Origin of the sequence: Priestia endophytica (assembly GCF_026790145.1) — a bacterium.
Classification (GTDB): domain Bacteria; phylum Bacillota; class Bacilli; order Bacillales; family Bacillaceae_H; genus Bacillus_I; species Bacillus_I endophytica_A.
Genome location: NZ_JALAMS010000003.1, coordinates 177,202 through 190,802 on the forward strand (window position 1 = coordinate 177,202; position 13,601 = coordinate 190,802).

The 13,601-nt window shown below is 36.1% G+C and carries 15 protein-coding genes; 11 read left to right on the forward strand and 4 right to left on the reverse strand.

The window, feature by feature from the left end:
• The first annotated feature begins 16 nt into the window (after positions 1-16).
• The 3 genes from MOC86_RS05100 to MOC86_RS05110 all read left to right on the forward strand — a co-directional run bounded on the left by MOC86_RS05100 (position 17) and on the right by MOC86_RS05110 (position 1,236).
• Positions 17-286: a DNA-directed RNA polymerase subunit beta gene (locus MOC86_RS05100; protein ID WP_019394819.1), complete on the forward strand. Its 270-nt coding sequence runs from the start codon at positions 17-19 to the stop codon at positions 284-286.
• Positions 287-300: 14 nt separating this feature from the next.
• Entirely contained in the window at positions 301-738 is a 438-nt protein-coding gene (fabZ, locus tag MOC86_RS05105; RefSeq protein WP_268583085.1) for a 3-hydroxyacyl-ACP dehydratase FabZ, read from the forward strand.
• Positions 739-858: 120 nt separating this feature from the next.
• Positions 859-1,236, forward strand: a complete 378-nt coding sequence (locus MOC86_RS05110; RefSeq protein ID WP_268583087.1) for a hypothetical protein — start codon at positions 859-861, stop codon at positions 1,234-1,236.
• Positions 1,237-1,287: 51 nt separating this feature from the next.
• Here MOC86_RS05110 and MOC86_RS05115 read toward each other — a convergent pair whose 3' ends face one another.
• Complete coding sequence (locus tag MOC86_RS05115) at positions 1,288-1,689, reverse strand: helix-turn-helix domain-containing protein (RefSeq protein WP_268583089.1); 402 nt, start codon at positions 1,687-1,689, stop codon at positions 1,288-1,290.
• 269 nt (positions 1,690-1,958) lie between these two features.
• Here MOC86_RS05115 and MOC86_RS05120 point away from each other — a divergent pair, with 269 nt between their 5' ends.
• Entirely contained in the window at positions 1,959-2,195 is a 237-nt protein-coding gene (locus MOC86_RS05120; protein WP_268583090.1) for a hypothetical protein, read from the forward strand.
• On the opposite strand, the gene MOC86_RS05125 is transcribed toward MOC86_RS05120, so the two are convergent.
• Entirely contained in the window at positions 2,186-2,602 is a 417-nt protein-coding gene (locus MOC86_RS05125) for a YwpF family protein (protein WP_268583091.1), read from the reverse strand. The genes MOC86_RS05120 and MOC86_RS05125 overlap by 10 nt on opposite strands.
• Before the next feature lie 115 nt (positions 2,603-2,717).
• Here MOC86_RS05125 and ssb point away from each other — a divergent pair, with 115 nt between their 5' ends.
• Entirely contained in the window at positions 2,718-3,053 is a 336-nt protein-coding gene (gene ssb, locus MOC86_RS05130) for a single-stranded DNA-binding protein (protein WP_268583092.1), read from the forward strand.
• 140 nt (positions 3,054-3,193) lie between these two features.
• On the opposite strand, the gene MOC86_RS05135 is transcribed toward ssb, so the two are convergent.
• A complete protein-coding gene (locus tag MOC86_RS05135; RefSeq protein WP_268583093.1) occupies positions 3,194-4,249 on the reverse strand; it encodes a LysM peptidoglycan-binding domain-containing protein in 1,056 nt (351 codons plus the stop codon).
• A gap of 292 nt (positions 4,250-4,541) precedes the next feature.
• Between MOC86_RS05135 and galU the strand changes: the two genes are divergently transcribed.
• The 6 genes from galU (at position 4,542) to MOC86_RS05165 (ending at position 11,987) form a co-directional block, all read left to right on the forward strand.
• Positions 4,542-5,423 carry a UTP--glucose-1-phosphate uridylyltransferase GalU gene (galU, locus tag MOC86_RS05140; RefSeq protein WP_268583094.1) on the forward strand — a complete coding sequence of 294 codons (882 nt, stop codon included), beginning with the start codon at positions 4,542-4,544 and terminating at the stop codon, positions 5,421-5,423.
• A 122-nt stretch (positions 5,424-5,545) separates the two neighbouring features.
• Positions 5,546-6,889, forward strand: coding sequence for a UDP-glucose dehydrogenase family protein (locus tag MOC86_RS05145; protein WP_268583095.1), 1,344 nt, complete (start codon positions 5,546-5,548; stop codon positions 6,887-6,889).
• 138 nt (positions 6,890-7,027) lie between these two features.
• A complete protein-coding gene (locus MOC86_RS05150; protein ID WP_268583096.1) occupies positions 7,028-8,311 on the forward strand; it encodes a nucleotide sugar dehydrogenase in 1,284 nt (427 codons plus the stop codon).
• Between the two features lie 88 nt (positions 8,312-8,399).
• Complete coding sequence (locus tag MOC86_RS05155; RefSeq protein WP_268583098.1) at positions 8,400-9,107, forward strand: WecB/TagA/CpsF family glycosyltransferase; 708 nt, start codon at positions 8,400-8,402, stop codon at positions 9,105-9,107.
• A 10-nt stretch (positions 9,108-9,117) separates the two neighbouring features.
• Positions 9,118-10,647 (forward strand): murein biosynthesis integral membrane protein MurJ, encoded by a 1,530-nt coding sequence (murJ, locus tag MOC86_RS05160; protein WP_268583099.1) that lies wholly within the window; start codon positions 9,118-9,120, stop codon positions 10,645-10,647.
• 32 nt (positions 10,648-10,679) lie between these two features.
• Positions 10,680-11,987: an oligosaccharide repeat unit polymerase gene (locus tag MOC86_RS05165; RefSeq protein WP_243516398.1), complete on the forward strand. Its 1,308-nt coding sequence runs from the start codon at positions 10,680-10,682 to the stop codon at positions 11,985-11,987.
• A gap of 242 nt (positions 11,988-12,229) precedes the next feature.
• Here MOC86_RS05165 and MOC86_RS05170 read toward each other — a convergent pair whose 3' ends face one another.
• Positions 12,230-13,456: an S-layer homology domain-containing protein gene (locus tag MOC86_RS05170; RefSeq protein ID WP_268583100.1), complete on the reverse strand. Its 1,227-nt coding sequence runs from the start codon at positions 13,454-13,456 to the stop codon at positions 12,230-12,232.
• Positions 13,457-13,601: the final 145 nt, after the last annotated feature.

The window sequence follows — 13,601 nt, forward strand, 5'->3', positions numbered from 1 at the left end:
GGGGATGAGGAAGACAATGACAGCTCCAACAAGTGAGGTAAGACACCAACATAAGAAAAAAGAAGGATTTCTAAAAGCGGCATGGAATGATTTACAGCAGGCGAGAAAAAATCGGGTTAAATTGTTTCCCCTTTGGTTACGTGTTATGATTGTCAGTGTTCTAATGACGGTTAGTGCTCTTATTGGGGTTGTCGTTGGCTATGCCTTTATTGGGGACGGCTCTGTTTTCGATGCTTTAAAACCGTCTACATGGAATCACATTATGGAATTCATTGTGAAAGAGTAAGGAGTGCAGAAAGTATGCTTGATATTGAACAAATTAAAGAAATTATTCCACATCGCTATCCATTTTTGCTTGTTGATCGTGTTTTGGAGGTTGAAGAAGGAAAGAAAGCAATTGGTATTAAAAATGTATCTGCGAATGAAGATTTCTTCAACGGACACTTTCCTACATACCCTGTAATGCCAGGAGTTTTAATTGTGGAAGCACTTGCACAAGTAGGAGCAGTAGCGATGCTAATGAAAGAAGAAAATCGTGGCCGTTTGGCTTTCTTTGCTGGCATTGATAACTGTCGCTTTAAACGTCAAGTTCGTCCTGGTGATCAGCTTCGTTTAGAAGTAGAAATGGTGCGTTTCCGTGGTGCTGTTGGTAAAGGAAAAGCGGTAGCAACTGTTGACGGAGAACTTGTATGTGAGACAGATATTATGTTCGCACTTGGGGACAAGCAAGAAGAATAAAAGCCGTTGCAGCAGCACGGCTTTTTTTCTTTGGATATAATAGGGTAATATGCTAGAAGTTAACTGATTATGTTATGATGAGTTAAAAGAAAGTTTACAGTTTGGAGGTACTTTCGTTAAATGTTAAAGGATTTGCCACAAGGAGTAAAAGTCAGTATTACGCGTTCTATTACAAAAGCTTTTGAAGACTATATGAGTGAAATTAAGTGGAATGAAAGTCAATATAGTTCTAATGCATTTATCGATCAATGGAAGACCTATATTAGAAATAATGCTTCTTGGTTTAAAAAAATTGATGAGGCGATGAAAGAGAGTCCTGAATTTCATCAAGAACTCGCTGTTAAGATTAACGAGACAATTCAAAAAGTGGTGACAGAGCCGCCGACGGAAGAACAAGTGGCACAGTTAGAGCGCTTGACGAAAGAGCAAGGGAATATTAACGTAGATTACTCTTGTAAAGCTGAAGCAAGATTCTGGATTCGTAAATTTGTTAACTAATAAACTTAAATAAAAGACTGTTGATATAAAATCAACAGTCTTTTTATTTTATTATTCTTCAATAATTGTTTTAAGGACCTTTGTAAGGAAATGAACACGACTTCTAGACCCATTATCATTTTTAAAAATAAAAGTGTAGAGATTCTCTTGAAGCTTAGGATATTTTTTTAAGACTTTAACAAGCTGCTCAATTTCATTAGAATAATGGTTTTTGTAAGTGTGCTGAAACTCTTTGAGGAAAGGTGTATTTTGTTCTGCTTTTCCATATAGCTTGTCCATGGAAACTTGATAGACTTCACAGAGTTTAACGAAGTCTTGAAGGGAAGGGTAGAGCTGAGCGTTTTCCCATTTAGCAACGGTAGAACGTGAGATATCCATTTCTCCAGCAAGATCTGCTTGTGTCCAACCTCTTTGTTTACGATAGTGACGAATGTTCATACAGAGAGAATCCATAAATAATCTCCTTTTAAATAGAATAATAAAACATAGTGCTATTTGAGAACATAGCCCTGTCGGTTCTTAAATAGATCATAAAAAGTAGAAAAGTTTTTGAAAAATTTTAATTGTATAAAGACCCAAATCTTTGAATAAGAAAAACTAGAAATCTTCTACTAAAAAGTAGGTCTACTCTTGTTGTATAAAATATGTATAATTATGTCAACTTATCGAAGGGTTTTCCTTACATCTACAGTGAAAACCTTCTAAAAAAAGAAAGGAGGAGTATGTTAATAACAAAAGAAGGTTGCAAAGGGGAGAGAATATATTATGATGACGATAGAAATGTGAAAGGAGGTATGAAAGAGATGAGAAAGTTCTATCTAAGTAAACCAAAATGGTGTAGTAGCATAGAGCGGGAGGCAAGAAGGCCGATAGTACTTGGGAAAGCCTATAAAAACAATTTTCTATCTCCTATATATGAAAATGATGTTATGGCATTTCCCGAAAAGCACTATCGTTGATATGATTTATTAACTTTTGTTTTGAATTCTTTCAACAGGGCTTCACCTTCAAGACCCTCTTGCAGTAGTTGAGCAAGAATTCCTTCTGCGATATTTGGGCGTGTGTTTTTCAAATAGCCGTTCATAAGCACGCTAACATAGTTCTTCATCTCTGTTGTAGCAATTACTTTTGTTTGAAAAGTAGCTGGTAAATTATTTTTTTTAGAAATAGTTGCTTTTACAGCTAGCTTTCCTTCTGATCTGCAAAGCTCTTGGAAGTAGTCTAATTCAGTTTTGGGAAGCAATGCTTCAATTGTCCAAAGGTTTTGCTCATCTTCTTTATTAATGATTAACCCGTCCTTTAGTAAGAGATCCTTCCGTTTGTCCGGACTTACAATATCTAAGTGGACAAGTTTAAACGTTTTCAAGATAACATCCCTCCATCACAAAATTAGAAATTATTATTTAGTATAGCATACTTAAACCCTTTATAGCCTTAACTACTCTAATCCTCCCTAGTAATGAGAAAGGAGGTTACACTAATTGTTTAATCAAGTTACGTTAGTTGGTCGTCTTGCAAGAGTACCGGACCTTCGTTACACAACAGACGGAGTTGCTTATACTCATTTAGTATTAGCGGTTCAGCGCTCTTTTCGCAACCAACACGGAGAGTTTGACGCTGACTTTGTTTCTGTTACTGTATGGAGAAAAAATGCAGAAAATACAGTTCAGTACTGTGAAAAAGGAACTTTAGTTGGAATCACAGGTCGAGTACAAACCCGTCAGTATGAACGTGATGGAGGTGAAAAAGTATTTCTAACGGAAATCATAGCTGACCGGATTCGCTTTTTGCAACGTCAAATAGGAGCACCATCCTAGGTAGATCACAACTTGAAAGGGGGTGGGAAGTCGTTTTACATTACCTCACTTCTTATACCTTCTAAAAAGACAATATAAACTTATCCTCTATTACCTCTCCAAAAATAAACCAGCTACAAGATGTAGCTGGTCTTTTTTCATTAAAGAGCTCGAGCTCCTAAATAACGTTGATTCCAATATGAATTTGTAAGTGATGAAACGGTTACACCATTTGAGGAGCTAGCATGTACAAATTGATTGTTGCCTAAATAAATACCCATATGAGAAGGACCAGAACGGTATGTAGTGAAGAAAACTAAGTCTCCAGGCTGTGGAGAAGAGACTTTTGTTGTTGTGCTCCAATATCCTGCCGTTGTTAAGCGTTGTCCGCCTGTTTGATCTTTTAATAAATAATAAATAAATCCGCTGCAATCAAATCCGCTTGTTGTTGTGCCTCCCCATTTATAAGGAATACCTTGAAGAGATAGGGCATCATTAATAAATTTTTGTTTATTAATCGAACCATTTGGTGTAGGTGTAGCAGGTGATTCTGGTGGTGCTGGTTTTGAAGTGTTATTGTCCGTTTTAGGAGAACCAGTTATTTTCAATACTTGATTTTCATATATTGTATTGGTTGTTAATCCATTTAGGCTCTGTAGTTGAGAAACGCTTATACCGTATTGAGAGGCAATTTTCCATAAGGAATCCCCTCGTTTAACAGTATAAGAACCATTGCTTTGCTCGTTTTGTCCCCCTGTTGGTGAAGGTGAAGAGCCAGTAGTTGGTGATGATGTACTTTCACCTGAAACTTTTAGTGTTTGGCCAACGTAAATTAAGTTGGAGCTAAGATTATTTAACGCTCTGAGCTCTGTTACAGATGTCCCTGTTTGGGATGAAATTTTGTAAAGAGTGTCCCCACTTTTTACTTGATATGTTGATGTATGATTACTTGTTGAAGTAGGTGGTTGGGCTTGTGAGCTTTGTTCATTTGCAGATTGTCCATTTGGTAATTGAAGAACTTGTCCAATACGTAAAAGGTCGCTGCTTAAGTTATTGACCTTCTTCAAATCAGAGACACTTGTATTAAACTGTTTTGAAAGTTTAAAAAGGGTATCGCCTTTCTTTACTTCGACACTTGCTGCATCTGCGGACGTTTGAAAAAGATAAGCACTGCCTAGAACTGCTAACGATGTTAAAAATGGTACTCGTTTCCTCACATATATTCCTCCTATATGTTATTTTTTAACAATCATACTTGAATTTATTATACTATGGTTTTTGAAACTTGAGCTAACATTTATCGTCTATTAGTATAAAAACACGTAATATATCTCATATCGGATTAAGATGTAAAACTTTAACCTTTAATGTAAAAATTGGCGACCTTTTTTTCATTTTGGTATTATATGAATGTGATAAATTAAGGCTACTATATATTGGAAACATTCTTTTATTACTTTAAAACATAAATGAGCGATAAAAGCTACTTTCAAAGGGGTTGTGAAGAGTATGGGGAAAATTCGCAAAGCCATTATTCCAGCAGCAGGGCTTGGGACCCGCTTTTTACCTGCAACGAAAGCGCAGCCGAAAGAAATGCTTCCAATTGTAGATAAACCAACGATTCAATATATTGTAGAAGAAGCAGTAGCTTCAGGAATTGAAGATATTCTAATTGTTAGCGGTCGAGGGAAACGAGCAATTGAAGATCATTTTGATAAATCGTATGAGCTTGAAGAAACGTTAGCAAAGCGACAAAAATGGGCCCCATTAGAAGAGATTCAACAAATTTCACGCCTTGCAAACATCCACTATATTCGTCAAAAGGAGCCAAGGGGACTGGGGGATGCTGTAAACTGTGCGCGTACCTTCATTGGAAATGAGCCTTTTGCCGTCATGCTTGGAGATGATCTTGTTCAATCTAAGGTACCTTGCCTACTGCAACTTATAAAAGCGTATGAAAAAGAAAATCATACAGTCATTGGCGTTCAAGAAGTAGAATGGAAAAATGTTTCAAAGTACGGGATTGTTGAACTTGGAGAGACACTAACAGAAGACTACTTTAGGGTAAAGTCTCTCGTAGAGAAACCAAGAAGAGAAGAAGCGCCTTCAAATTATGCGATTATGGGACGATATATATTAACACCTGAAATTTTTCACATTTTAGAGAATTTGCCAGCAGGAGCTGGAAATGAAATTCAGCTTACAGATGCAATTAGTAGACTTAGCGCTTTTCAAAGCATAGGAGCGTACCATTTTGAAGGCTGTCGTTACGATGTGGGAGATAAGCTAGGATTTGTAAAAGCAACAATTGATTTTGCATTAGAGCGTCAAGCGCTAAAGCCTGCTCTTTTAGATTATATGAAAAAGAAGCTAAATGAACTTCAGCAATAAAAATCTGCGAAGAATAGCCTCTTAGCTTTATAGGAGGATATTCTTCCTCTTTTTATGTGAAAGACATCTTAGCAATTTAGAAATTATTTTACTATACAAGTAAAGATGGTGGAGGGAAGATTGTGAATATTTCCATTGCTGGGACAGGATATGTAGGATTAGTGACAGGTGTTTGTTTAGCTGAAGTGGGTTATAAAGTAACATGTTTTGATATTGATGAGAATAAAGTACAGCTTATGAAAGATGGATTCTCTCCTATTTATGAACCTGGTTTAAGTGAACTTATGAAAAAAAATAGCAAACAAAACCGCCTCTTTTTCACTCACGAGCCAAAAGAAGCATATAAAGATGCAGACATCATTTTTATTGCGGTTGGAACTCCTGAGCAAAAAGATGGTTCAGCAAATCTTCAATATGTAGAAAGCGTTGCAAAAGCAATTGCTGAAAATGTTGTAAAAGATACAATCGTTGTCACAAAAAGTACGGTTCCTGTTGGGACAAACGACAGGCTCAAAGATATTATCGAAAAGCACAAGAAGCATGACGTGAAAATTCGTATTGCCTCAAATCCAGAGTTTTTACGAGAAGGCACAGCTATTTATGATACGTTTAATGGAGACCGAATTGTGATTGGTGCAGAAGATCCTTATGTAATTGAAACATTAGAAAAACTGTACGCACCGTTAAACATTCCTATTATCAGTACAAATATTAGAAGTGCAGAAATGATTAAATATGCAGCAAACGCATTTTTGGCTACAAAAATCAGCTTTATTAATGAAATTGCGAACATTTGTGAAAAAGTTGGAGCAGATGTCGATGATGTAGCTAATGGAATTGGATCAGATCAACGAATTGGGCATCAATTTTTACGTGCTGGAATTGGCTATGGAGGTTCTTGTTTTCCAAAGGATACAAAAGCCTTAGCTCAGCTTGCTAATCATATTAACTATGATTTTCATCTGTTAAAATCTGTGATTGAAGTGAACAATGATCAGCGAGTACTGCTTTATGAAAAAGCGAAGGAACTTTATGGCTCTTTAAAAGGGAAGAAGGTAGCAGTGCTAGGGCTTGCTTTTAAACCAAATACAGATGATATTCGTGAAGCGGCAAGTCTACTTTTAATCGATGCTCTCAAACAAGAAGAGGCCCAAATCGCTGTATATGACCCAATTGCAACTAGACATATTCAACATATTTATGGAGATACTTTAAATTATATGGAAGTACCAGAAGATGCATTAGCACAAGCTGATATAGCATTCATTGTAACAGAATGGGATGAAATTAAGGAGATTCCTTTTTCAACGTATAAACAGCTTATGAAAGAGCCAGTTATCTTAGATGGCCGTAACTGTCATGATATTGAAGAAGCTAAAAAAGAGGAAGTGACGTATCTGTCAATTGGCAGGGAACCTGTATATTATAAGGCAATTGAATCCTACAATGTAGAAAATGATTCTTAATAAAATGGCAAAAAATTATAAAAAACGAGAAAATCTTTTCATGTTTTTCGAATAATGCTATCATGAATTTGTATTTTTCGATATAATATCAGTTAGGTTTAAATTTCAAAGCAAGTCATGTAAAGGAGACCTTTTGAAATGTCAAAGAAGTTATGCGTAGTCGGCCTTGGATACATTGGATTGCCAACGGCTGTTATGTTTGCAAACCATGGACTAAAAGTGCATGGAGTAGATATTAATGAGAAAGCAGTACAATTAATTAATAATAAGCAACTTCATATAGAAGAAAACGGCTTACAAGATCGTCTTGTATCAGCGATTGAAAGCGGCCATTTTACCGCTTCAACAGAACCTGTAGAAGCAGACGTATTTATTATTGCTGTTCCTTCTCCAATTAAAGCTGATAAGACAGCAAATCTAGATTATGTACGTGAAGCAACAGAATCAATTGTCCCATTTTTAAAAGAAGGTAACTTGGTGATCCTTGAATCAACAGTGCCTCCTCGTACTGTTGAAGATGTGATGATGCCAGTACTTAAAACATCTCCATTAGAAATTGGTACACAGCTGTTCGTTTCTCATTCACCAGAGCGAGTAATTCCTGGTCGAGTTTTTGAAGAGCTTGTTGAAAATGACCGTATTGTTGGTGGAATTAATGAGAAATCAAGCCAGCTTACTGTTGATCTTTATAAAACATTTGTAAAAGGAAACATTCATGTAACAGATGCTACAACAGCAGAAATGGTAAAAGTAATTGAAAACACCTACCGTGACGTAAATATCGCTTTTGCGAATGAATTAGCTAAGGTTAGTGAGAAAATTGGTGTGAATGCATGGGAAGCAATTAAGTTGGCTAATTACCATCCTCGTGTAAATATCCATTTACCAGGTCCTGGTGTTGGAGGACATTGTATCGCTGTTGATCCATGGTTCCTTGTTGAGCTTCAACCAGAACTAGCCAAAATCATTTCTCTTTCTCGTCAAACAAATGATTCTATGCCAGAATACACGGCACTAAAAGCAAAACAGATTATGGAAGAAAAGGGAATTAACAACGGACGTGTTGCAGTGCTTGGTCTAGCATTTAAAGGTAATATTGATGATATGAGAGAAAGTCCATCTGTTGAAGTTGTTGAACACTTAGAAAAACTAGGTGTAGACTACACAGCATATGACCCTCATATTAAACAAAATAACTTAGCAAAACAAACACAGAGCTTAGAAGAAGCAGTTAATCATGCAGACTTAATTGTCATTTTAACTGATCATAATGAGTTTAAAACCCTTGATCCACAAGTAGTAGAGGGTAATATGCGTACGAAGATAATCTTTGATACTAAGAACTGTATTGATCGTACGCTTTGGGAAGATAATCAGTTTGATGTTTTCTTACTAGGTGATTCTAAACATTCAGAAGTATGATGAACAATTAAAAGCGGCGCTTATTAAGAGTGCCGCTTGAAACATTATGTTTACGAAACTATTACTATTTTCTAAATTAGGTGATTAGATGAAGGAAAACATCTTAGGAGTAGATGTTTGCGACCAAACGTATGATCAGCTTGCGTCCCATTTATTAAGTGATATTGAGAACAAGCGTAAGTCGTTTATCGTAGCCATTAATCCAGAAAAGATTATGAAGGCACAGGAAGATGAATCTCTTAGGAACCTGCTAAATGCTGCTACATACCAAATTCCAGACGGCGTTGGTGTACTTATTGCTTCAAAGTTAAAAAAAGGCAATATCAAAGAGCGAGTAACAGGAATTGATATGATGATGAAACTTTGTGAACAAGCTCATCTTCATGGAAAAAAAGTCTTCCTCTACGGAGCAAAACCTGGAATTGCAGATGAAGCTAAAGCAAAGCTTGAAGAAATGTATCCAGGAATTCACATCGTCGGTACATTGAATGGCTACGAAAAAGATGAGAAAGTCATTGAAGAAACTATCAATAGTTCTGGTGCAGAAATCATCTTTGTAGCATTAGGTAGTCCAACCCAAGAAAATTGGATTATCAATCATAAGGAGAAATTAGCTCCATATGTTTATCAAGGAGTCGGTGGCTCATTTGATGTAATCTCTGGGCGATTAAATCGGGCCCCAGCTTTCTTCCAACGTCTTGGACTTGAATGGTTTTACCGCCTTATCAAAGAACCTTGGCGCTTTAAAAGACAGTTAATCTTACCAAAATTTTTGATCAAAGTACTCAAAGGATAGACGTGGTATAATGTCAAAACTTAAATTTGTTACACTGCTATTTTTCGTATCAACGTTTGTATTAAAGTTCTCTAGTATGCTTAGGGATGTAGCCATTACAAACTATTTTGGAAGTACTAGAATCACAGATGCATACACAGTTTCAATGGTCATTCCAAATGCTATTGTTTTATTTATGCTAACGGGAATGAAAGAAGCTTTTTTACCGAGTTATTATAAATATGATGCAAAAGGAAAAGGATTTTCTCACTTAACAAACGTTGTGAAGGGGACAACCGTTATTGCGACATTGATTGCTTTAATCGGAATGATGTTGTCACCTTTTATAGTGCCCCTCATTTATAATGATTTTCAAGGCGAAGCAAAAGATGTAGCAATTTGGACATCTGTCATTTATTTTGCTTCCATTCTTCTTGTTGGAGTCAACGCTGTTTTTGAAGGCTATTTTGACGCTCAAAGAAAATTTTCCTTCTCTGTATTTTCCCAAACTATTGTTGTCTTTTGTACAATTGGAGGAGCAATTTTCTTCCATGCGCAGCTTGGTATTTATTCAGTACCGCTTGGCTATTTAGTTGGGACGCTAATTTCATTTCTAATCAAACTCGTGTATCTTAAGCCAACCAATTTTATTGATTGGAAGCAAAAGTCGGATTGGAGCGAAATCAAAGCCTTCTACTATATTTTTGTTCCTGTAGGTTTAACAATTGCAGTTGGACAAGTTAACTTGCTTGTAAACTCTATTTTCTCAGCTCAGCTTGGGGACGGAGCGGCAACAAATTTAAATCTTGCCTTCAGGCTTATTAATATTCCGCAGGCTGTGTTTGGTGTAACAATTGCAACAATTATCTTTCCTATGCTTGCCCGTGCAAAATCACAAGATGATAAGGTGCTCTTTAAAAGAGGGATTGAAAAGGGACTTTCGCTCATGTTTTTATTCCTAGCACCAACTCTCGCAGGGATGCTTATTCTTATGCCTGAGGTTGTAAAAGTAGTCTATGAACGTGGGAAATTTACGGCTGAAGCAACTGCTGCCACGAGCCATTACGCAATATTCTACGTTGGCTCAGCACTTTTCTACAGTATTCAAGCTGTTATTGCAAAAGGGTTTTATACGTTAGAAAAAGGACATTATATGTTACGGGTAGGAATTGTCTCTATCATATGTAACGTTATTCTAAATGCTATTCTTGTTAATACTCTAGGTGCATCAGGACTTGCTCTTTCGTTTTCACTTGTTGCCTTAATATATTCTGCTATTACATTTACAACTTTGTATAAATTGATAAATGGTTTCTCTCTATCTTATGTTGGAATGGAATATGGAAAAGTACTTATCGCTACATGTGCAATGTTTGGATTGCTGATGTTGATGAAGGGGACTGTAGAAACATACAGCCCGAATGAATATGTATATTTAATGGTTATGATTATTATAGGAGCTATTTCGTACTTTATTGTTCTGTTCCTAACAAGATCACGTTCGATGAAAGAACTTATGAACATTAAACAACTAAAACGAGAAGCATCTGAGGGGAGGTAAACGTTACTATATTTGTAGTAACAACCTTATTTATGTTTAAAAATAATCGACTTATTCAATTTATTAATAAAGGTGACGTTTTTTCACCTTATATCTTCTTTCCAGCGATCTTTGCTATTTACTTTTTTATGAGTTTGTTTGATTTTGGTCGCATTCAGTACTTTAAGGCCTATAACAATATTTTCCTACCGGTCATTGTTGGTCTTATTGCTTATTATATAGCGGTATTTTTAATCCAAAAACTTGGTTGGAAATTCCCGAAATTTGGACTTTCCTTCTTGAAAGGAAAAACAATTTATTTTGTTTATCTCCTAACTCTTGTAGGATTAGTGAGCTACTTAGCTATGCTTTTTACAGGTCAAATCGGAATTACGGATGAATCTGTACGTCGTAATCTAGATCCAAAACTTAACTTCCTAAGTTCCCTATTATGGTTTGGTGGTCTTCTTATTGTCTTCTACGGTGTTGTAGGAAGCGGTGGCCGTTTATCGAAGAAACAGAAGATCTCTTACGGTGTTATTATTGCCTTAATCCTTGTTGCGTTTATCCTTATGGGATATCGTACACCAATTGCTATTATGTTTTTTACATCACTCATTGCTTTCCACTACTTAGTAAAGAGAGTAAAAACATCGTGGATTATCTTAATGGTAGCGGTTATTGGTATTTCATTTTCTCTCTTCGGACTCTTCCGTGTATTAACAGAAGATACATCGAAAGAATTTAATACACGTCAAGGACCTCAAGTTGAAGAGGAACATCAGCAGGAAGAAGCAATCACAGAAAAGCAAGAAGCTATTCGTAAGGTAAATGAAACTCCAAAATGGGTTCGAGCTTTAACTGAAACAATGGTAACAGGACGTATTGTTATCAGTAAAATTGAAGATTATACAGAAGATCATGGTTACCTGAACGGAGAACTTCATAAAAGTATTCTTGGTACAGTGCTTCCAGGTGAGCAAAAATCACCACGTATGATTGTAACAGAAGCAGCTAACGATTATGCAGTAAAACAGGTTGGAGAGTATGTTACAAGACCTGGAAGAACAACAACGCCAACTGTTATTGGTCAGTTGTATATGGACGGAGGATACGTCGGAATCGTTATTGGAATGGGTATCTTCGGTATTATTCTATCTCTTCTTTACAACAGAATGAGACAAACAACAACAAAGTCATATCAAACAATTGCGTATGGTTTTGTTACAACGATTTTTATGATTTCCATTCATACAGGATTGCTTGATCTGATTTTCCTACTTATGATTGGTTTTGCCGTTATTGCAACATCTATTGAGCAAGATAAGCGCAGAGATGGTCAGTTTAATCGACTATCATAAATTTCCTAAAAACCTTCATAAAAGTAGAAAAACAAATTGTCGATTTGTTGTATAGATGATAAAATAGAGGCGGAGATAAATATTTCCTTCTTTTGAAATAATAACCTCGGTTGGTAGCCCGGTAAGAAAAGACGCTATATATACAGCGTCTTTTCTTATGCATGAAAACGAGTTTACTATAGGCTAAAAGTCACGCGTGGTAACAAAAAATCCCACTTCATCTGAAGTGGGATTTTTTGTTATTATGAATTTGCTTGTTCATTAATCTTTTCCATTACTCTATAAATCATCATGATTCCTTGTGCACGTGTTGCATACTTAGTGGGACCAAATTCTGTTTCAGAGAAACCATTAATAACGCCAGCTGCAGAAGATTTAGAAATAGCTTCATAAAACTCTGAAGAAGTGTTCACATCTTTAAATGCTTTTTCTTGTCCGCTATATTGGTTATAGTCTAAAAGCTGCTCTGTTGCCCGATAGACCATAGCTGCAATATGTTCACGTTTAATTTTTTCATAAGGCATGAATTTCCCATTGCTTCCTTTTACAATCCCTAAACTTGCTGCAGTTTCAAGGTACACATAATCTTCATCGTGAGGATTTACGTCTATAAATGTTGGAGCATCTCCGTCTTTCTCAAGGCCAAGAGCTTGAACAAGAATCTTTACAAATTGATATCTCGTGATATTATCGTAAGGTTTTACATAAACCTTTCCATCAATATCGTAGCCATCAATAACGTCGTTCTTTAAGAAAAATTGTACAGCTTCATATGCTTCATTGTTTTTAGAAACGTCTGCAGGGAATGGATTTGGATCTTTACTTGGAAGAGTAATAGAACCTTCATTTTCAACTGGTGGCTTCATTTTAGAAGCAAAGTCTTGCATTTCTTTATAAATCGAAAGAATGTCATCCCCGTAATTTCCTCTTGGTTGCATTGCCCATCGACCTTGTAAATCTGGCCAAGTTGGAGCAATTCCTTTTGTTACATATTTATATCGTGGATCAACAAGTGGAGTATTTAGAGGTTCTTTAGAAGCGTATGCTTTTAGATGTTGAATTTGTGCGTAAACACCAGTAGCTAGGGTATCAAAGTAATGTCCTTTTACACCACCGCCAGTTGTCCCAATTCCAGCGTAATTATTTTGTTCTGGAACAACGTCACCGCCATATTTAAAATACCCAGTTTCCTTTAGAGCTTGTACAAAAGCTACATCTCCTCGTACTCCTTCATGTTTTCCAGCGATAAGAAAAAGTTGAGCAAGTTCCTCTACCGTAATGCCATAAAGGCGAATATTGCTTGGGTTTTTACTATGTACAAATGCTGCCATTTGTGAAGCTGTCAACACTGAATCGCCCATAATGTTTTTGTTTACATTGCTACTAGCTTCCGCACGTTGTGTAGAGAAGGGAGAAACAAGCATGAAAACAGCAAATGAAATCGTCAAACACAAAGATAAACGGTTCAAACCAAAAGCTCCTTTCTGTACGATTAATAGATTTAGTTTGTTATAAAATAAAAGATATTAAGACCTATAAAAATATAAATATAAATGAGTCTAAAGTTTCATAACAAGTTAGATATTACCACATGTAGATTATATTGTCCTATCA

Coding starts and splice junctions, on each gene's coding strand:
- MOC86_RS05100 (WP_019394819.1), top strand. CDS start 17: ATGACAGCTCCAACAAGTGAGGTAAGACACCAACATAAGAAAAAAGAA.
- fabZ (WP_268583085.1), top strand. CDS start 301: ATGCTTGATATTGAACAAATTAAAGAAATTATTCCACATCGCTATCCA.
- MOC86_RS05110 (WP_268583087.1), top strand. CDS start 859: ATGTTAAAGGATTTGCCACAAGGAGTAAAAGTCAGTATTACGCGTTCT.
- MOC86_RS05115 (WP_268583089.1), bottom strand. CDS start 1,689: ATGGATTCTCTCTGTATGAACATTCGTCACTATCGTAAACAAAGAGGT.
- MOC86_RS05120 (WP_268583090.1), top strand. CDS start 1,959: ATGTTAATAACAAAAGAAGGTTGCAAAGGGGAGAGAATATATTATGAT.
- galU (WP_268583094.1), top strand. CDS start 4,542: ATGGGGAAAATTCGCAAAGCCATTATTCCAGCAGCAGGGCTTGGGACC.
- MOC86_RS05150 (WP_268583096.1), top strand. CDS start 7,028: ATGTCAAAGAAGTTATGCGTAGTCGGCCTTGGATACATTGGATTGCCA.
- MOC86_RS05155 (WP_268583098.1), top strand. CDS start 8,400: ATGAAGGAAAACATCTTAGGAGTAGATGTTTGCGACCAAACGTATGAT.
- murJ (WP_268583099.1), top strand. CDS start 9,118: ATGTCAAAACTTAAATTTGTTACACTGCTATTTTTCGTATCAACGTTT.
- MOC86_RS05165 (WP_243516398.1), top strand. CDS start 10,680: ATGTTTAAAAATAATCGACTTATTCAATTTATTAATAAAGGTGACGTT.